The sequence below is a fragment of the Nocardioides sp. genome (genome assembly GCF_964229035.1).
Lineage (GTDB): Bacteria > Actinomycetota > Actinomycetes > Propionibacteriales > Nocardioidaceae > Nocardioides.
Genome location: NZ_CAXRAZ010000015.1, coordinates 73,997 through 92,266 on the forward strand (window position 1 = coordinate 73,997; position 18,270 = coordinate 92,266).

The following is an 18,270-nucleotide window of genomic DNA, read 5'->3' on the forward strand; positions in this document are numbered from 1 at the left end:
GGCGGGGCGGAGCGGCTCTCACCCGTGGGTGGCGGCGAACTGCGCGGCGTGCAGGCGGGCGAACACGCCGTCCGCGGCGAGCAGCTCGGCGTGCGTGCCCTGCTCCACGATGCGACCCGACTCCATCACGAGGATGAGGTCGGCGTCGCGGATCGTGGAGAGCCGGTGCGCGATCACGAAGGAGGTGCGGTCGGTGCGCAGCGCCGCCATCGCCTGCTGGAGCAGCAGCTCGGTGCGGGTATCGACCGAGCTGGTGGCCTCGTCGAGGATCAGCAGCGAGGGCTGGGCGAGGAAGGCACGGGCGATCGTGATCAGCTGGCGCTCGCCGGCGGAGAGGTTCGAGCCCTCGTCGTCCACGCGGGTGTCGTAGCCCTCGGGCAGGGAGTGCACGAAGCGGTCGACGTAGGTGGCGCGGGCGGCGGCGCGGATCTCGTCCTCGCTGGCGTCGGGTCGGCCGTAGGCGATGTTGTCGCGGATGGTGCCCTCGAACAGCCAGGTGTCCTGCAGCACCATGCCGATGCGCGAGCGCAGGTCGGCGCGGCTCATCGCGGCGATGTCGGTGCCGTCGAGGGTGATGCGCCCGCCGTCGAGCTCGTAGAAGCGCATGACGAGGTTGACCAGGGTCGTCTTGCCGGCACCCGTGGGGCCGACGATGGCGACCATCTGGCCCGGGCGCGCCACGAGCGAGAGGTGCTCGATGAGCGGCTCGTCGGGCGCGTAGGAGAAGGACACGTCGTCGAAGACCACCTCACCCCGGGTCTGAGGACGACGCGCGCCCGCCGCCACCGCGGCGTCGGCCGGGCCCGGCGTCCACGCGTCGACCTCCTCGGGAGCGTCGAGCAGCTCGAAGACCCGCTCGGCCGACGCGACGCCGGACTGCAGGAGGTTGGCCATCGAGGCGATCTGGGTGATCGGTTGGGTGAAGGTACGGCTGTACTGGATGAAGGCCTGCACCTCGCCGATCGTGAGCGCGCCGGAGGTGACCCGCAGGCCGCCGACGACGGCGATGATCACGTAGTTGAGGTTGCCCACGAGCATCATCACCGGCATCACCAGTCCGCTGATGAACTGGGCGCGGTAGGAACTCTGGTAGAGCTCTTCGTTCGCGGCGTCGAACTCGGCCTCGACCGCCTGGCGGCGACCGAACACGGTGACGAGCGCGTGGCCCGAGATCGACTCCTCCACCTGCGCGTTGAGCCGGCCGGTCTGGCGCCACTGGTTGATGAACTGCTTCTGCGAGCGCTTCATGATGCGCCCCGTGGTGACCATGGCGATCGGCACGGAGAGCAGCGCGATGAGGGCGAGCAGCGGCGAGACCCAGAACATCATGCCGAGCACGCCGATCACGGTGAGCAGCGACGTCATCAGCTGGCTCATCGTCTGCTGCAGGTTCTGCGCCACGTTGTCGATGTCGTTGGTGACGCGGCTGAGCAGCTCGCCGCGCGGCTGGCGGTCGAAGTAGGCCAGGGGGAGGCGGTGGATCTTCTCCTCGACGTCGGTGCGCATGCGCCGCACGGTGGCCTGCACGACGTCGTTGACGAGGTAGCCCTGCACCCAGCCCAGCACCTGCCCGGCCACGTAGATGGCGAGGGTGAGGAGCAGGATCTGGCCGACCTTGTCGAAGTCGACCCCCTGGCTCGCTCCCTGCGCGCGGCGCAGGAAGCCGTCGAAGACCTGGTCGGTGGCCTTGCCGAGCAGGTAGGGGCCGACCACGACGGACGACACGCTCCCGATGCCGAGCACCACCACGGCCACGGCCTTGGCGCGCGCGGGGCGCAGCAGGCCGAGCAGGCGACGCGCGGAGTGACCGAAGTCGTCGGCCTTCTGGCCGACCATGCCGCCCATCGGGCCGCGACCGGGGCCGCCCTGCTGCACGATCCGCTCGGTGGAGCGCATCGTGGCGGCGCCACCCGGCTTCTCGACCGCGCCGCCCCCGGGTTTCTGGTCGGTGCTCATGCCAGCACCTCCTCACCGGTGAGGCCCTGGGAGGCGGCGATCTCGCGGTAGGTGTCGTTGGAGAGCAGCAGCTCTTCGTGGGTGCCCTGCCCGACCACGCGGCCGTCGTCCAGGACGAGGATGAGGTCGGCGTCGCGGATGGTGGCGATGCGCTGGGCCACGATGAGCACGGTGGCCTCGCGGGTGACTGGGTGCAGCGCGGCGCGCAGGCGCGCGTCGGTGGCGACGTCGAGGGCGGAGAAGGCGTCGTCGAAGAGGTAGATCTCGGGACGCCGCACCAGGGCGCGGGCGATGGCGAGACGTTGCCGCTGCCCGCCCGACACGGTGGTGCCACCCTGGGCGACGGGGGTGTCGAGGCCCTGCGGCATCGCGCGCACGAAGTCGGCGGCCTGGGCGATCGCGAGGGCGGCCCACAGCTCGTCGTCGGTGGCCTCGGGGCGCCCGTAGCGCAGGTTGGAGGCGACGGTGCCGGTGAAGAGGTAGGCGCGCTGCGGCACCAGGCCGATGCGCGACCACAGCAGCTCGGGCGCGAGCTCGCGCACGTCGACGCCGTCGACGCGCACGCTGCCCTCGGTGGCGTCGAGCAACCGCGGGATGAGGTTGACCAGCGTGGTCTTGCCGGCGCCGGTGGAGCCGATGACGGCGACGGTCTGCCCGGGGCGGGCCGAGAAGGTGACGCCGCCGAGCACGGGCGCCTCGGCACCGGGGTAGGTGAGACCGACGCCGACGAGGTCGAGGTGACCGTGGACGGCGACCTCGGTGACCGGCGAGCTCGGCGGGACGACGCTCGGCTCGGTGGCCAGCACCTCGCCGATGCGCTCGGCGCTGACGGCGGCGCGCGGCACCATCATGAGCATGAAGGTGCCCATCATCACCGACATGAGGATCTGCATCAGGTAGGCGAGGAAGGCCGTGAGGGCCCCGACCTGCATGGAGCCGTCGTCGACGCGGTGGCCGCCGAACCAGATCACGCCGACGCTGGCGATGTTCGAGACGCCCATGACGAGCGGAAACAGCGCCGCCATCCAGCGTCCGGCGCGCAGCGAGACCTCGGTGAGGTCGCGGTTCGCATCCTCGAAGCGGGCCGCCTCCTGCGGCTCGCGCACGAAGGCGCGGACGACGCGGATGCCGGTGATCTGCTCGCGCAGCACCCGGTTGACGCCGTCGAGGCGCTCCTGCACGGAGCGGAAGGCCGGCACCATGCGGGAGACGACGAGGCCGATGCAGACGAAGAGGACGGGCACGACGGCGACGACCAGCCAGGAGAGACCGAAGTCCTCGCGCATCGCCATGACGACGCCGCCGACCATCATGATCGGGATCGTGACCGCCATGAGGCAGGTCATCACCGCGAGCATCTGCACCTGCTGCACGTCGTTGGTGGCGCGCGTGATGAGCGAGGGCGCCCCGAAGGTGGAGACCTCGCGCGCGGAGAAGTCGCCGATGCGACGGAACACCGCCCCGCGCAGGTCGCGCCCGAACGACATCGCCGTCTGACCACCGAACCACGCGGCGCTCATCGAGCACGCGGCCTGCAGCAGGGCGACGGCGAGCATGATCGCGCCGGTGGCCACGACGTAGCTCGTGTCGCCGGGCACGACGCCCTTGTCGATGATGTCGGCGTTGAGGCTGGGCAGGTACAGCATCGCGACCGTGGCGGTGAACTGCAGCAGGACGATGGCGGTGAGCCAACCCTTGTAGGGCTTGAGGTAGCGGCGCAGCAGGGTGATCAGCACCGGGCGCCCCCGAGGTGCGACGACAGGCACGGCATGCGACCACGGTAGTTCGGCCGTGGAAGCGACACCAGTCGGTTGCGCGAGGCCTCACCAGAACAGCCGGCGGCCCCGATCATCGTGACGATCATGCGGCGTACGGCGGTGGCAGCATCGGCCGCAGACCGGGGTCGGTGTCGCGGCGCCCACCGGGCGCCACCCAGACGGGCAGTCGAGTGCGCGGATCGATGGACACCTCCCAGGGCGAGGCGTGCACGAACCGATGGTGATGTCGACACAGCAGCACGAGGTTGTCGAGAGAGGTGGCTCCCCCGTCGGCCCAGTGGACGACGTGGTGCGCGTCGCTCATGCACGGTGGTCGCGAGCAGCCCGGGAAGACGCAGTGTCGATCTCGGAGCACGAGTGCCAGCCAGATCGCGGTGGTGACCAGCCGCTGGCGTCGGCCGATGTCGAGCACCTGGCCCTGGCTGCCGAGCACCGCCGGCAGGATCTCCGCGTCGCACGCGAGGCGGCGCAGCGCGTGCACCGAGAGCGGCGTGCCGTCGACGTACTCGGCGTCGTCGACGTGGGCCGACTCGCGCTCGCGACCCGCCTCGAGCGGGGTGACGAGGGCGGCGTCCGCGACGGAGGCGGCGAGCTTGTCGGCATCCGTGGTGACCATGACGATCGGCCGCACGCCGTGGTCGTCGTGGCTCATCGGACTCCCCGCGGCCACGCGCGCCATCTGCAGCAGCGCGTCCCACATGCGGACGGGACCGTCGCGAGGATCGCGACCGTCGTGGCCGCACTCGGGGTCGGCGCAGCCGTCGCTGCCCGCCGGATCGGAGCCACCACAGGAGCCGGCCGGCCGGGGAGCGGCCAGGGAGAGGAGCACGGCGAGGATCTCCTGGGCGTCCTCGATCGTGCCGCTGCCGCGCAGGATCATGCCGCCGCGGGAGTCTTCGCGCACCGAGAGGTGCCGCGCCTGGTGAGCACCGCGCTCGGCGCGAGGTCGCCCGCGCTCGGTCTCGCAGAGGTAGCCCTCGGGGTCGACCTCGCGCAGCACCTCGGGGAAGGCGCGCTGCAGGCCGCTGGCATCGAGGCCCTGCGTGAGGGCGAGCTCGAGGAGGCCGTCGGCGACCGGCTCGCGAAGGCCCGACACCTTCGTCAGGCCGTGCGCCTTGTCGGCGATCGCCCGCGCCTGCGGCAGCGTGATCGCACCGGACTCGAGGGCCTCGCGCACCCGCGGCAGGCCCGACAGCCTCTCCGCGGCGCGCATCAGCCCGCCGCCGGAACCCTTGTGCCCGCCGGTGACGTGGGTGACGAACTCCTTGGTGCCGGCCCACCCGGCATCGGTGGCCGCGCCGGTGACCTCGACCCGCTCGGCCGCGCGGAGAAGGGAGGCGTCGAGCAGGGCACGGGCCGTGGCGATCACGGCGGTGACCTCGAGCGCGTCAGCATCGTCCACCTGCTCCCAGGGCGAGTCGACCAGCGCGCGGGCAGCCTCGGCCAGCGCCACCGCCTGATCGACTACCGCCCGAGAACTCATACCTGAAGAATATCGAACAGATGTTCGAACGCCTACCGAAGTGATGGCCCCTGTGGAGAACTGCGCGTCACCGCGAGCGCGCAGCACACGCCACGCACATCCGCGTCGCCGGCCGGATCTCCAGCCGCTCCGGATCGATCGCGCGACCGCACGCGACGCAGACGCCGTACCCCTCGTCGTCCACGCGCTCGAGGGCAGCGGCGACCTCCGCCAGCCGCGCGCGCAGGTGCGCGACGTGCGTGGCCAGCTGGGAGCGCTCGAAGGCGATCGTGGCGCCCTCGGGGTCGTGCTCGTCGTCCGCGTTGGTGTCGCGAGAGGCGGCGACGACCTCGTCGAACTGCGCGGCGGCGTCGGCGAGGCGCCGCTGCACCTCGGCCTGCTCGGCCATGAGGCGCGCCCGGACGTCGTCCATGCGACGAGCATGCCCCAGCCACGATCCCGGGCACCGGGACGGTGCAGGACCCACGGGCCCGAGATGCGGGACGACCTTTACCCGAGAGATCCTCAAGGGTTCTTCAAAGTCTGCCGATGCAGTTTGGTGCAAGTTCCCCACAATCCCGCCCCAGACTCGAAGGACGTCACAGTGAGAGCTCCCGTAGCCGTCATGCCCGCACTGCGCCGAGCGGGCGAGATCGTGGTGTTCCCCGCGGTGGCCGTCATGCAGCGCCTTCGTCTCACACTGCGGCTCGTCGTGCTGGCCGTCGTGCTGCTGGTGCCGACCGGCATCCTCGGCCACGCGTTCCTCTCCACGACCAACGGTCAGATCGCGTTCGGTCACAACGAGCGGGCGGGCGTGGTCGTCGTCCGACCGGCGCTGCTGGCGATGGCGCAGAACGCCGCGGGCGAGGACGTCGACCTCGGCCCGCTGCGCACGGCGGTGAAGGCGAACCCGGAGCTGAAGCTGGGCAAGCAGCTCGCGGCGGTGAACGAGCTGGAGTCGTCCGACACCCCGGCTGAGCGCACGCAGCTGGCCACGGCGCTGGCGGCGCTGATCACCGAGGCCGGCAACACCTCGCAGCTGATCCTCGACCCCGACCTCGACTCCTTCTACGTGATGGACATCCTCATCGTGCAGCTGCCCTCGGCGCTGACGATCGCCACGCAGGCCACGATCCCGCCCGTCACCGCCCCGCTCAGCAAGGCGGTGGCCGACCAGGCGCTGCTGGCGGGTGCGATGGCACGCGCCGGCGGTGCCCTGACCTCCGACATCAAGACCTCGCTCACCAACACCGCGGACGACGGCCTGGCGCGTCAGCTCGCCCCCATGGCCGACACCGCGAAGGCCGTCAACGAGCTTCAGTCAGAGCTGACCAGCACTCTCGACAGCCCCGCTGCGGCCGACCCCTCCGCCGTCGCTGGGGCCGCCACCGAGGCGATCCCCGCCGCCGCGAAGGGCCTGGACGACCTGCTGCAGACCCGCGTCGACGGCTTCGTGGGCGAGCAGCAGCTGGTGCTGCTCATCAGCATCACCTGCCTCCTGCTGGCCACGGGCGTGACTTTCGCGGTGATCAAGCTGATGCGCCGCGACGCCGTCCGCACGATCGTCGCGGTCGAGGCACTGGCCCGCGGCGAGGCCGACGGACTCGACGTGCCGACCGGGCGCGACGAGTTCGGCGACATCGGGCGTGCGGTGGCCACTGCCGCCCGCACCCTGCGCGAGGCCGAGGACGCTGTGGCCGTCGCCCAGGCGCAGCGCGAGGACGAGGCCGCCGAGGCGCAGGCGCTCGCACTCGAGGCCGCCGAACGCGACCGGCTCGCGGCGATCGAGCGCGCCGAGGCCGAGCGTCGGGCCCAGGCCGCCGAGGCCGAGCGCCAGGCGGAGGCGGCCCGTGCGGCCGCCGAGGCCGCGCGCCTCGAGGCCGAGCGCGAGCAGCGTGCCGCCGCCGAGCGCATCGAGGCCGAGCGCCGCTTCGCCGAGGAGCGCGAGCGAGAGACCGCCGAGCTCGCCGGCAAGGTCGAGCAGCTCCTGGACGTCGTCTCCGCCGCGGTGCAGGGCGACCTCACCCGCCCGGTCACCGTCAGCGGCGAGGACGCCGTCGGCCAACTCGCCGCGGGCGTGGGCAGCCTGCTCGCCACCATGCGGGCCAACATCGCCGAGATCGGGCGCACGGCCGTCGTCCTCGGCACCGCGGCCGACGAGCTGACCTCGCGCAGCCAGGGCATGGGCGCGAGCGCCGAGCAGACCTCGGTGCGGGCCGGCAGCGCGTCGTCCGCGTCGAACCAGGTGTCGGCCACGATCGGCGCGGTCGCCTCGGGTGCCAGCGAGCTCTCGACCAGCATCCAGGACATCGCCCGCCGCGTGGCGGCGGCCGCCGAGGTGGCACAGCGTGCGGTCACCGTGGCCGAGAGCGCGAGCAGCGTCGTGAGCGGGCTGGGGTCCTCGAGCGCCGAGATCGGCGCGGTCGTCAAGGTGATCAGCTCGATCGCGAGCCAGACGAACCTCCTCGCCCTCAACGCCACGATCGAGGCCTCACGAGCGGGTGAGGCGGGGCGCGGGTTCGCCGTGGTGGCCAGCGAGGTGAAGACCCTCGCCCAGGAGACCGCGACCTCCACCACCGAGATCGCCGGCCTCATCGACGCCATCCAGTCGGGCACCCGCGACGCGGTCGGCGCGATCCAGCAGATCACCGAGATCATCGCCGAGATCAACAGCATCCAGCACACCATCGCCGACGCCGTCGAGGAGCAGAGCGCCACCACCGGCGAGATGGCGCGCAACGTCACCGAGGCGGCGAGCGGTGCCACCGAGATCGCCCGCGACATCACGGAGGTCGCTCAGGCCGCCGACTCCACGCGCCACGACGCGCAGATCTCGCTCGAGGCCGCGCAGGCGCTGGCCAGCACGTCGGAGGAGCTGCAGTCGCTGCTCGCGCAGTACCGCACGGACGACGCGGCGGGCGGCGCCGTCTTCGGCCGCAGCCCCGCCCCTCCCGCCCGCCAGGACGACGGCGGCTCGCGGCACCTGCGGGCGGTGGGCGCGTAGGCCGCTCAGTCGCCCCACCAGAGACGTCGAGCGTTCCGACAGCCGACGAGCTCACGATCGCGGAGGGGCAGCTGGTCGAGCAGCCGCTCGCGCTGCTCGATGCTGGCGGCCAACCCGTCGGCCGAGCCGAAGGCGTCGCTGCCGAGCACGACGCGGTCGGGATGCCGCTGCAGCAGGCGCCGCCACCCGTCAGGCAGCGCGGGCGGAGGGGCCGCGGCCGCCGGCCTTCCCACCAGCCGGTCGAGGATCACCCACGACAGGTCCGCGTGCAGCGCCGGATGGGCGTCGAAGAGCTCACCGAGGAGTCGCGCGTGGCCGTCGGGCGCGATGCGGCGCGATGATCCGGCGTGAGCCCAGACCATCGGGACGCCGGGGTGACGATCGAGCATGGCCTCGACCTCTCCGACGTACTCGCGCTGCCCGGACCGCCCGGCCGAGCTGGCGTCCTGGTGAAAGGTGAACGGCCACCCGCGCTGCGCGCAGATGTCGAGGACGTCGTCGAGGGCGGGGTGTCCGGCGCGGGCGTTCTCGCCGTAGGTGATCTCGGTGAGGTCGTCGTGGCGCAGCAGGATCTCGCCGACACCGCGCCAGCCGTCGTCGCGCTCGATCATGAGCTCGACGTGTTCAGCCGCGAGTTGGTCGGTGGGGTCGAAGCCGCAGATCGTGGGCGCTAGCAGGTCGGCGTCGCCCTCGGGCAACGTACGTCGGGCTTCGGTGACGAGGTCGCTCACGAGGACGTCGGTGAGCGGATACGTGCTGCAGGGCGCGTTGTCGTCGAGGTAGTAGGTGGGGCGTTGCGGCTCGGTCATCGACCACTTCTTCTTCACCGGCAGGCCGAACACCACGGCTCCGTCGCCGTTGGCACGCACGATGGCCTGCAGCTCGTCCGAGGTCATCGGATGCTGGAGGAAGTCGACGAGGTGCAGGTGGGTGTCGATCATCGGTGCCGCAGGCGCTCCACGCTCTGGCGGAGACGGTGGATCGCGCCGTCGCGTCTCGGATGCGAGTCCGCGCCCGGGCCGGTCTCACGGGCGGTGCGCTTGGCTCCAGCGGCACCGCTCTTATCGACCATCCCACCGCCGGAGACGGCCACGTTGGCATCCTGGTCGGCCGACGGCGGCTGCTCGTTGAGGGTGCGGTTGGGCGTGCCGAAGGTGCCTCCGCGGCCAGATCCGGCTCGTCGCTGCGTCGTCATGACGCCCCGTACCCCCGGGCACGGGCCGGGGATGCGGGGCGTCGCTGTCGGGTGGCTCACAACCGCGCGAGCGTCTCCTGCATGCTCTGGGCGGCGTCGTCCCCGATCTTCTTCAAGCCCAGCGGCATGAGCGGGGTGGCTAACTTGGCCGCGCCGCGCGGGTGGAACTCGGCGATGTAGGTGATCTGGACGCCGGCGGGTGTCTGTTCGAAGCGCATCGTGTCGAGCAGGTCCATCGCCGTGGTGGTGCCGGCGAGCCGGAACAGCGAGCGCGGCTGGATCTCGGCGACGGTGTACTCGACCTCGACCTCCTTACCGAGCATCGAGGAGACGTTGCGGTAGACCGTGCCGACGCCGCCGTCGCCGGAGACGCGCTGCGTGGTGACGGTCGGCGGGTCCCACTGCTCGGTGGTGGTGAAGTCGGTGAGGAAGTCCCAGACGACGTCGAGGGGCTGGTCGACGGTGATGGTGCGCTCGATGGCGGGCATGAGGTCCTCTCTCGCGGGTGGACGGTGCGGCGCCCGGTACCCCGGTGGCGAGCCCACGACCCGGAGCGGAACGACTACTGGTTCACGACGGCGCCCACTGCGCCGCCAGCCGGCGACAGATCGCCTGCTGCTCGGACTCATCGAGCTGGTGGCTGAGCAGGCCCTCGATGGCGAAGACGCCGATCTTGATCTCGGCCTCGATGCCGTCGTGGTCGACGCCGGTCTGCTCGAGCACGGCCCGGAACATGCCTTCGGTGACGGCGTGAAACCCGGTGTGCCACTGGTCGATCGCCGGCGAGTGGGCGGCGCGGCTGTGCACGGTGGTGACCAGACGGTGCATCTGCTGCAGCCGCTGCAGCACCCAGAGCAGCTGCTCCTCGAGCGGCGCGGTGGCGACCTGCTCGTAGTCGTCGAGGGCGTCGCCGAGCACCGCGTCGAGGACGGCGAGCAGCACGTCGTCCTTGTCGGCGAAGTACCAGTAGATGGTGTTGCCGGCGACGCCGGCCTCCTTGGCGAGCGCGGCCATCGAGGTGTCCTCGTAGCCGTTCTCGACGAACAGGCGCCGCGCGGCGGCGAGCAGTTCTGCGCGCTTCTCCTCGCGGTCCTGTCGCGGCTTGTTGGCGGGCACGGGCTCAGCCTAGCGACTCTTGAACGCTGTTCGAGAGGCTCCTTGATCGCCATTCAAGAGATTGCTATGGTTCACTCCGCCCCTCTTGATCGGCATTCAACAAACCCGAAGGGACCCAGCGATGAGCGGCTTCACCCGCGAGGACGTCACGTTCGACTCGCACGGAACGGCGTGCGCCGCCTGGCTCTACCGGCCCGACGGCGTGAGCAGCCCGCCAATCATCGTGATGGCCCACGGCTTTGCCGCGATCCGCGTGCTGCGCCTCGATGCCTACGCCGAGCGGTTCGCCGAGGCGGGCTACGCGGTGCTGGTGTTCGACTACCGCGGGTGGGGCGACAGCGCGGGCGAGCCGCGTCGCGTGCTGAACATCCGCGCACAACACAAGGACTGGCGCGCCGGCGTGGCCTACGCCCGCACCATCCAGGGCGTCGACACGAACAAGGTGGTGCTGTGGGGCACCTCGTTCGGCGGCGGCCACGCGCTGCACCTGGCGGCGGAGGACCACGAGATCGCCGCCGTCATCGCGCAGGTGCCCCACATCAGCGGCCCGGCGTCGGTGTTCTCGCAGCCCAAGGGGCTCGTGGCGCGCCTCATCGCGGCCGGCCTGCGCGACCAGTTCCGGGCCGCCACGCACCGTGAGCCCTACCGGGTGGCGGCCGCCGGCTACCCCGGCGACCTGGCGATGATGACCTCGCCCGACGCAGCCCCGATGGCCATCCGCCTGGCCGGCGACCTCTACGAGCAGCTGCTGCCCGAGAACGACGTGGCCGCCCGCATCGCGCTGCGCGTTCCCTTCTACTCCCCCGGGCGTCTCACGCCGAAGATCACCGCGCCCACCCTCGTCCAGATCGCGACGGGCGACACGGTGACGCCGCACGGGGTCGCGCTGAAGGCCGCCAACCGGCTGCCGCGCGGCGAGGTGCGCACCTACGATTGCCAGCACTTCGAGCCCTACCTCGACCCCTACTTCGACACCGTGGTCGGCGACCAGGTCGCCTTCCTCACCGCGCACGTCCCGCCCGCTCGGGCCGAGGCCTGAGCACCGAGCCACCGAGGACGACGACATGCCTACCGCCCTGATCACCGGCGCCTCCGCCGGCATCGGCGCCGCCTTCGCCCGCCTGCTGGCGGCCGAGGGGCACGACCTCCTGCTGGTGGCGCGCCGCGCCGAACGGCTCGAGAGCCTGGCCGAGGAGTTGCGCGGCGCCCACGGGGTGCGGGTCGACGTCCTCGCCGTGGACCTCAGCCGGCCGGAGGCGCCAGGCGAGGTGATCGCGTTCGCCGACGAGCAGGGTCTGCAGATCGAGGTGCTCGTGAACAACGCGGGGATGGCCGCCTCGACCACCTTCGTTGAGTCCGACTGGCCAGCGCTGGCCGGCGAGTTGCAGCTGATGGTCACGGCGGTCACGGAGCTGATGCACCGGGTGGTGCCGGGGATGAAGATGCGCGGGCGGGGGCGCATCATCAACCTCTCCTCACTCGCAGCCGTGTCGCCACCGGGCGCGAGCCTGCTCTACAGCGGCATCAAGAGCTACGTGCTCTACGTGTCGCAGTCGCTCGACATGGAGCTCAAGCCCCACGGCATCCACGTCACCGCGCTCTGCCCGGGCTTCACCCGCAGCGAGTTCCACGAGGCGATGGGCGCAGGCGAGGCCGCCTCCAAGATCCCGGGGATCCTGTGGCAACAGCCCGAGGACGTCGTCCGCGAGGGGTGGGCGGCGGTGAACAAGGGCAAGCCGATCTGCATCCCCGGCACGGTCAACAAGGTCGTCGCCAGCCTAACCCGCCCCGTGCCGCTACGCGCGCAGTACGTGCTCGGGCGAGAGTTCAACCCGCTCGCCTGAGCGGGGTGTGGACGACGCCGCGCCGCTCCTCGCGGGCGGCTCGTGCATCAGGAGATGCGCCGGCCCTTCAGGTGCCGAACAGAGCTAGCACCTATCCCCCGTCCCTTCTTCCGCGCTGGGCCAGCCCGGCCTGCGCCAACCCAGCGGCAACGATCGGACGACGACATCGGGGCCCTCGCCAGTCTCGCGCCGCCTCTTCGCATCTGCCTCAGCTGCTCCCTTGTCGGCGAAGACCCCGAGCCCGATCGGATCGGCGCTCTCCCCGCCGTCCTCGCGGCTGCCGGCATCGAGCAAGACGATGTGCAGGAGGTCGGCAACTCGTCCGACCACCTCGTGCGTCTCCCACCTGACCTGGACCGCAGAAGCTGAGGAGGCTAGCGACGACTCGATGGCCCCCGCCTCATCCTCGGCTTCGACGACCGCGATCAGGGGCTCGGGCGAGTCGGCATCGGAGCGCCCGTAGACGAGATGCACCTGCGATGCGCGGAGACCTCCGCGTTGCTCAGCCACCGCAGTCCAGCGTCTTCACGGGCTGATACACCCGCGCATAGTAGGTCTTGCCGGCGTAGACGATCGTCCCGGCAGTAGTGCCCGACCAGCCGGTGCTCTCGTCGCTGACGCAGCGGTAGCCGACGTTGCGCTGGGTGTACGACGACGCGGCCGAGTTGCCGCCGGTCGTGGTGTCGCCGGCCTTCTTCCACCAAATGAAGGACTTGTAGCGGAGATCCGTGCTGTGGCGGATCGACGTGACCGCGACGTCGCACTTCGTGTACGGCTTGGTGCCCACATCGCGGTAGCTCGAGGACTTTCGGAGGTAGACGACGCTCGGATAGAGCACGCACGGGCCGTACTTCACCGAGGCGGTGCGGAGGGCGCTTCCACCCCGCTCGAGAGCATCGAAGGTGGCATCCGCATCGGCTCGAGAATCCGCGAGGATGTACGGCGACGGCGCCTCGGCCGTTTGGGATGCCGGAGGTGGCGCCGGATCCAGCGATGCACCCGGCCGGGAGGCGGCGGTCGCTGGGGCGGTGGTGGCGAGGCCGGCGGCGAGGCCGAGACCAGCGGCGAGAACAACGACCCGAGATGTCATGCCGCGACGCTAAGCCATCCGGAGGCGGCCGACAACCACGCGGCAATGGCCGATCTAGCGCGTGCCCTGGCGCGCCAAACCCGCTCGCCTGAACGGCTTGTGGACGACGCCACGACGCTCCATCGTGAGCACCTGACACCATCCGCCGGGCGCATGCCCACCAGCCAGGAGACACCGATGCCCACCTTCACCACCGTGCTCGAGGCCACCGGCGGCAACAACGTCGGCATCGTCGTCCCCGAGGAGATCGTGCTGAGCTTCGAGCGGGGCAAGCGCGTGCCCGTGGTCGTGACGATCGACGGCGACTACACGTACACGACGACGATCGGCGTGATGGGCGGGCGCTACCTGGTGTCGTTCAACGCCGAGACCCGCAAGCGCACCGGCCGCGGCGCGGGCGACGAGGTCGAGGTGCAGCTCGAGGTCGACCCGAACCGCTGAGGTCTCACCGTCGAGCGGCTACGAGCAGTCGCCGGGCGGCCCAGTCGACGGCCTCGTCGAGGTCGAGCCCGCCGGCGAGCACCCGCTCGGTGCACAGGTCGAGGGCGGCCAGCCAGCTCCACAGCTCGAGGTCGTCGAGCGGGGCGAGCGGCACCTCCCGACCGAGGATGCCGGCCACGCCTTCCACCGCGCGCCGGCGCGCGTCGTCGATGAGCGCGTGGACGTCGGGTCGCGCCATCGCCGCGCCGTGCATGAGCGCGCCGTACGACACCGCGTGCGCGGAGGCGAACTCGATGTGCCGCCGCACCAGGCCGGCGATCTGCTGCCTCGGAGTCTTCTCGTGCGGCAGCGGCGCCTGGGCGTCGTGGAGCGCGTCGAGCAGCTGACTGAGCGCCTCGGTGACGATCGCCCACTTGTCGGCGAAGTAGTAGAAGAGCAGCCCGTGCGACACCCCGGCGCGTCGGGCGACCTCGGCCACAGTGACCTCGTCGAAGGGCTTCTCGGCGGCGAGCGCGAGGGCGGCGTCCACGATGGCCTGGCGGCGGTCGCGCCGGGCGCTCCCAGCGCGCGCGGCACGGGTGGACGACGGGGTGGGCACGTGACGAGCGTAACCACATCTGACTGCCAGTCAATCTCTTGACTAGCCGTCAAAACCTGCGTTCGATGGAGCCTGCGCCCAGACCGCCCGGCGCGAGGGGGTGTCAGATGATCCGATCCGCCGCGAGCCTCACGCCGCAGGCCCAGGCGACGACGCGCTGGCTGATGGGCCACGCCCTCCCGTCGGTGGCGATCGCGCTGCGGGCACGGCGCGGCGACCTCCAAGGCGAGGTCATCCGCCGCACCTCGCAGTCGCAGGACCTCCCGCTCGACCTCTTCGACGAGATCCGCGCCGCCGGCCCGTTCTACCGCGGCAAGTTCGCGCACGTGACCGCGCGGCACCCGATCGTCCGCGAGACCCTGGCGAACCCCGACGTGCACGCCGGCATCGGCTTGGACGGCGAGGGCCCGCTCGCCCGGCTGATGGCGTGGTCGCGCGAGAGCCAGCCGCTCGGGCCGATCACACCGCCCTCGCTGCTGGCCACCGAACCGCCCGACCACACCCGCATGCGCAAGCTCGTCACCCGCGTGTTCACCGTGAGGGCGGTCGAGAAGCTGCGCGAGCGCACCGAGGAGGTGGCGGCCACCCTGCTCGACGACCTCGAGGCGCAGGCGGCACGCGATCCCCGCGGCGAGGTCGACCTCGTCGACACCTACGCGGCACTGCTTCCGGTGACGGTGATCTGCGAGATCCTCGGCGTGCCCGCCGAGGAGCGCGACGACGTGCGCCGCTTCGGCACCCTCGCCGCCCCCAGCCTCGACCTCGGCCTCTCCTTCGGCCGCTTCCGGCAGGTGGAGTCGACGCTCACCGAGTTCGACCACTGGCTGCGCCACCACGTCGACCGGGTGCGCCGCTCCCCCGGCGACGACCTGATGAGCCAGCTCGTCGCCGTCCGCGAGGACGACGGCGGCCGACTCTCCGGTGCCGAGCTGATCTCCACCGCCGGGCTCGTGCTCGCCGCCGGCTTCGAGACCACCGTCAACCTCATCGGCAACGCCACCGCGCTGCTCGCCGAGCACCCCGAGCAGCGCCGCCGCCTGCTGGCCGGCGAGTCGTCATGGGCGAACGCCGTGGACGAGGCACTGCGATTCGACCCGCCCGTGCTCCTCACCGGGCGCACCGTCATCGCCGACACCGAGATCGCCGGCGAGCGCGTGCGCCGCGGCCACGTCGTCGTCACCCACCTAGCCGGCGCCAACCGCGATCCCGACGTGTTCACCGACCCGCACAGCTTCGATGTCGACCGCGAGAACGCCGGCGAGCACGTGTCGTTCTCATCCGGGCGTCATTACTGCCTCGGCGCCGCGCTCGCGCGGATGGAGGGTGAGGTGGCGCTCCGGGCGCTGCACGAGCGGTTCCCGGAACTGCGGGTGGATCGGGCGCGGGCGCGGCGGCGGGACACGAGGATCTTGCGGGGGTACGCCGAGCTGCCGGTCGCGCCCTGACATCACCGCGGTCACTCCCCCGTCGCGTCGGCCGCTCAGGCTGCCGCGACTACCTGGGCTGTCCGACTGATGCGGCGTCGGCCCAGACGAGCTTGCGATAGTCCCGCGTGTCGGGCCTCGGCTCTCCGACGGGGAGCGCGGCCGCAAGGGCCCGGAACACCTTCTCCACGGCCTCGGCGTCGTACTGACTGGGGTACGGCGTCGCACGCACCACCACGGCTCCCCCACCCAGATCCCTGACCTCGTCGAAGGCTCCCGACCGCTCGAGCGCCGCCACTCCGCCAACCCGCTCCAGCGCAGCCTCCCCGAGCACGGTGACCCACGAGTACCCCCGCAAGCGGCCCTCGTGAAGACAGAACCCAGCCCACCGTCGGAAAGCTTCCTCCAAGGGAACCGTGGGGTCGATCGTCAGGTCCTCACCGATACACCCGAACCGCACGTACGGGCCGAGCTCGGCAACGATCGTCGTCAGGAATTCGAACCACACGAGGGCCAGCTCGTCGCGCGCACCGACGTCGGGCAGCGGCTGGCGGTGGGCCATCATCGACGTCCACCCATCGACCTCCGTCTCCCGCTCCACCCGCAGGTGCACGAACTCACCACCGCCTGGGTGGCCACCCTTGTCCAGCTGCGAGAACTTGGCCTCGACGCCTCGCGGGAGCTTCGCCAGGTCGCGCGCGATGAAGCTGTCCCAGTTCTTCTGGGTCCATGCCCGCAGCGAACCCCCGATACCGATACCGCCTGAGGGGGTGTCGGTATGCACCACCAACGAACCCCAGGGCGTGCCCGGCTCTCCGAAGGAGCCCAGGTGCCTCGTGAGGCTCTTGCTGGGCAGCTCCGGCGCCGCCTTCAGCGAGGCCACCTTGTGGGCGGCCAGCAGCTCGACACCGTGCTCCAGCCACAACCCCGCGGCCCGCTGGAACTCCGCCGGGTTCTCCGGCAGAACGACGTCCAACCTCACGTTCAACGAGGGCGGCGGCGGGTCGTACATCCGATCGAACATGGATCGTCCGGACATCGGGCCTCCCTGACTCTCGACGACGCCGCAGTAGGCGCTGCAGCGGAGTGCGCCCCGACGTTACCGCGACCATCGGGCGACCCTCGGCCGAGCGAGTCAGGGTCTCCACCACGTGCCGCAGAACTCCATTCATCTCGCCGCCGACCTTCGAGCAGCGAGCGACGTCTCTTCGTTGAGACCTCCGCCCAGAGATCGCATCCACCGACCACCGACGCGGCAGACTGAGCCCATGGCCCGCGTCGCGCTCGTGCTCGGTTCCGGCGGAGCCCGCGGCTACGCCCACCTCGGCGCCCACCAGGAACTGCAGGCCCGCGGCCACGAGGTCGTGGCCGTCTCTGGCACCTCGATGGGCGCCGTCGTCGGCGGGCTGATCGCCGCCGGCAGGACCGAGGAGTACGCGGCCTGGGTGGCCACGCTCCCCCGCCGTCGCGTCGTCGCGCTCGCCCAGCCGACCCTCGCCGGCGGCGGAGCGGCGACGGCCGAACGGCTGATGACCGCGCTCGAGGACCTCCTCGGCGACGTCGCGATCGAGGACCTCCCCATCCCCTACACCGCGGTAGCCACCGATCTCGTCGCCCGACGCGAGGTGTGGTTCCAGCGGGGGCCGCTGCTGCCGGCGATCCGTGCGTCGATCGCCATCCCGGGGCTGTTCACGCCTGCTGTCGTCGACGGCCGGGTGCTCGTGGACGGCGGGCTGCTCAACCCGCTGCCGCTCGAGCCCATGGCGTCGGCGTCCGCTGACTTCACCCTCGCTGTGTCGCTGCAAGGACCGCGGGCGCCGCACGAGCCCACGTCGCCGACGCGCGGGTTCGCGGTGCGGCCGGCGGGGTGGGCCGCTGATCTGCGACGACGGTTGCGGCGGAGCGAGACCACCACCGACGAGGCGGAGCCGAGCGTCGTCCACGACGGGCCCGAGGGAGACGTGGAGCCGCGGGCCCTCACGGAGGCCGAGCTGGCGGACGCCGAGGCGCGGGAACAGGAGGCGGCCATCGACGTCCGCCCGGACCTGCGCACCACCGAGGTGATCGGCATGTCGTTCGACGCGATGCAGAGCCTCATCACCCGCTACCGGCTGGCGGCGCTGCCGCCTGACGTCCTCGTGACGGTGCCGTTGAGCGCAGCGCGCACGCTCGACTTCCACCGGGCGGAGGAGCTGATCGCCCTCGGGCGCCGGCTCACTGCCGGGGCATTGGACGCTGCTGGGCGTTGAGGGGCGCTGGCACTGGGGGCTCAAAAACGGTGCTGGCGCGCATCCTCGACCACCGGTGAGGCAGACCACCCCGACCCGGCGGCCGGGCTATCCTCGCGAGGTCCGCAGGCCCA

The 18,270-nt window shown here is 71.5% G+C and carries 17 protein-coding genes; 6 read left to right on the top strand and 11 right to left on the bottom strand.

The genetic code is table 11. The annotated features are described in order from the left end of the window. Nucleotides 1-18: 18 nt before the first annotated feature. The 4 genes from ACERUN_RS05585 to ACERUN_RS05600 form a co-directional block, all read right to left on the bottom strand. Nucleotides 19-1,956, bottom strand: coding sequence for an ABC transporter ATP-binding protein (locus tag ACERUN_RS05585; protein WP_370288824.1), 1,938 nt, complete (start codon nucleotides 1,954-1,956; stop codon nucleotides 19-21). Continuing rightward, nucleotides 1,953-3,692, bottom strand: coding sequence for an ABC transporter ATP-binding protein (locus ACERUN_RS05590; RefSeq protein ID WP_370288825.1), 1,740 nt, complete (start codon nucleotides 3,690-3,692; stop codon nucleotides 1,953-1,955). Before ACERUN_RS05590 ends, ACERUN_RS05585 begins: the two co-directional genes overlap by 4 nt. A 124-nt stretch (nucleotides 3,693-3,816) precedes the next feature. Beyond that, nucleotides 3,817-5,217, bottom strand: a complete 1,401-nt coding sequence (locus ACERUN_RS05595) for a DUF222 domain-containing protein (RefSeq protein ID WP_370288826.1) — start codon at nucleotides 5,215-5,217, stop codon at nucleotides 3,817-3,819. A gap of 67 nt (nucleotides 5,218-5,284) precedes the next feature. Continuing rightward, a complete protein-coding gene (locus ACERUN_RS05600) occupies nucleotides 5,285-5,629 on the bottom strand; it encodes a TraR/DksA family transcriptional regulator (protein ID WP_370288827.1) in 345 nt (114 codons plus the stop codon). 192 nt (nucleotides 5,630-5,821) lie between these two features. Here ACERUN_RS05600 and ACERUN_RS05605 point away from each other — a divergent pair, with 192 nt between their 5' ends. Further along, complete coding sequence (locus tag ACERUN_RS05605; RefSeq protein WP_370288828.1) at nucleotides 5,822-8,200, top strand: methyl-accepting chemotaxis protein; 2,379 nt, start codon at nucleotides 5,822-5,824, stop codon at nucleotides 8,198-8,200. A gap of 5 nt (nucleotides 8,201-8,205) precedes the next feature. On the opposite strand, the gene ACERUN_RS05610 is transcribed toward ACERUN_RS05605, so the two are convergent. From ACERUN_RS05610 to ACERUN_RS05620, 3 genes are all read right to left on the bottom strand, one after another. Next, nucleotides 8,206-9,141 (bottom strand): amidohydrolase family protein, encoded by a 936-nt coding sequence (locus tag ACERUN_RS05610; RefSeq protein WP_370288829.1) that lies wholly within the window; start codon nucleotides 9,139-9,141, stop codon nucleotides 8,206-8,208. A 310-nt stretch (nucleotides 9,142-9,451) separates the two neighbouring features. Next, nucleotides 9,452-9,883, bottom strand: coding sequence for an SRPBCC family protein (locus tag ACERUN_RS05615; protein ID WP_370288830.1), 432 nt, complete (start codon nucleotides 9,881-9,883; stop codon nucleotides 9,452-9,454). Nucleotides 9,884-9,965: 82 nt separating this feature from the next. Beyond that, nucleotides 9,966-10,511 carry a TetR/AcrR family transcriptional regulator gene (locus ACERUN_RS05620; RefSeq protein WP_370288831.1) on the bottom strand — a complete coding sequence of 182 codons (546 nt, stop codon included), beginning with the start codon at nucleotides 10,509-10,511 and terminating at the stop codon, nucleotides 9,966-9,968. Nucleotides 10,512-10,632: 121 nt separating this feature from the next. Between ACERUN_RS05620 and ACERUN_RS05625 the strand changes: the two genes are divergently transcribed. Both ACERUN_RS05625 and ACERUN_RS05630 read left to right on the top strand, forming a co-directional pair. Then, nucleotides 10,633-11,550, top strand: coding sequence for an alpha/beta hydrolase (locus tag ACERUN_RS05625; RefSeq protein WP_370288832.1), 918 nt, complete (start codon nucleotides 10,633-10,635; stop codon nucleotides 11,548-11,550). A gap of 25 nt (nucleotides 11,551-11,575) precedes the next feature. Next, on the top strand, nucleotides 11,576-12,355 hold the full coding sequence (locus tag ACERUN_RS05630; protein WP_370288833.1) for an SDR family NAD(P)-dependent oxidoreductase: 780 nt from the start codon (nucleotides 11,576-11,578) through the stop codon (nucleotides 12,353-12,355). 84 nt (nucleotides 12,356-12,439) lie between these two features. Here the strand turns inward: ACERUN_RS05630 and ACERUN_RS05635 are convergent, their stop codons facing one another. Continuing rightward, on the bottom strand, nucleotides 12,440-12,829 hold the full coding sequence (locus tag ACERUN_RS05635) for a hypothetical protein (RefSeq protein ID WP_370288834.1): 390 nt from the start codon (nucleotides 12,827-12,829) through the stop codon (nucleotides 12,440-12,442). 28 nt (nucleotides 12,830-12,857) lie between these two features. Next, nucleotides 12,858-13,445 (bottom strand): hypothetical protein, encoded by a 588-nt coding sequence (locus tag ACERUN_RS05640; protein ID WP_372740693.1) that lies wholly within the window; start codon nucleotides 13,443-13,445, stop codon nucleotides 12,858-12,860. A gap of 177 nt (nucleotides 13,446-13,622) precedes the next feature. Between ACERUN_RS05640 and ACERUN_RS05645 the strand changes: the two genes are divergently transcribed. After that, complete coding sequence (locus ACERUN_RS05645; RefSeq protein WP_370288836.1) at nucleotides 13,623-13,886, top strand: DUF1905 domain-containing protein; 264 nt, start codon at nucleotides 13,623-13,625, stop codon at nucleotides 13,884-13,886. A gap of 4 nt (nucleotides 13,887-13,890) precedes the next feature. Here ACERUN_RS05645 and ACERUN_RS05650 read toward each other — a convergent pair whose 3' ends face one another. Further along, on the bottom strand, nucleotides 13,891-14,484 hold the full coding sequence (locus ACERUN_RS05650) for a TetR/AcrR family transcriptional regulator (protein ID WP_370288837.1): 594 nt from the start codon (nucleotides 14,482-14,484) through the stop codon (nucleotides 13,891-13,893). A gap of 107 nt (nucleotides 14,485-14,591) precedes the next feature. On the opposite strand from ACERUN_RS05650, the gene ACERUN_RS05655 reads away from it, so the two are divergent. Beyond that, nucleotides 14,592-15,929 (top strand): cytochrome P450, encoded by a 1,338-nt coding sequence (locus tag ACERUN_RS05655; RefSeq protein ID WP_370288838.1) that lies wholly within the window; start codon nucleotides 14,592-14,594, stop codon nucleotides 15,927-15,929. A gap of 49 nt (nucleotides 15,930-15,978) precedes the next feature. On the opposite strand, the gene ACERUN_RS05660 is transcribed toward ACERUN_RS05655, so the two are convergent. Continuing rightward, entirely contained in the window at nucleotides 15,979-16,932 is a 954-nt protein-coding gene (locus ACERUN_RS05660) for a type VI immunity family protein (protein WP_370288839.1), read from the bottom strand. Between the two features lie 244 nt (nucleotides 16,933-17,176). On the opposite strand from ACERUN_RS05660, the gene ACERUN_RS05665 reads away from it, so the two are divergent. Beyond that, a complete protein-coding gene (locus ACERUN_RS05665) occupies nucleotides 17,177-18,157 on the top strand; it encodes a patatin-like phospholipase family protein (protein ID WP_370288840.1) in 981 nt (326 codons plus the stop codon). Nucleotides 18,158-18,270: the final 113 nt, after the last annotated feature.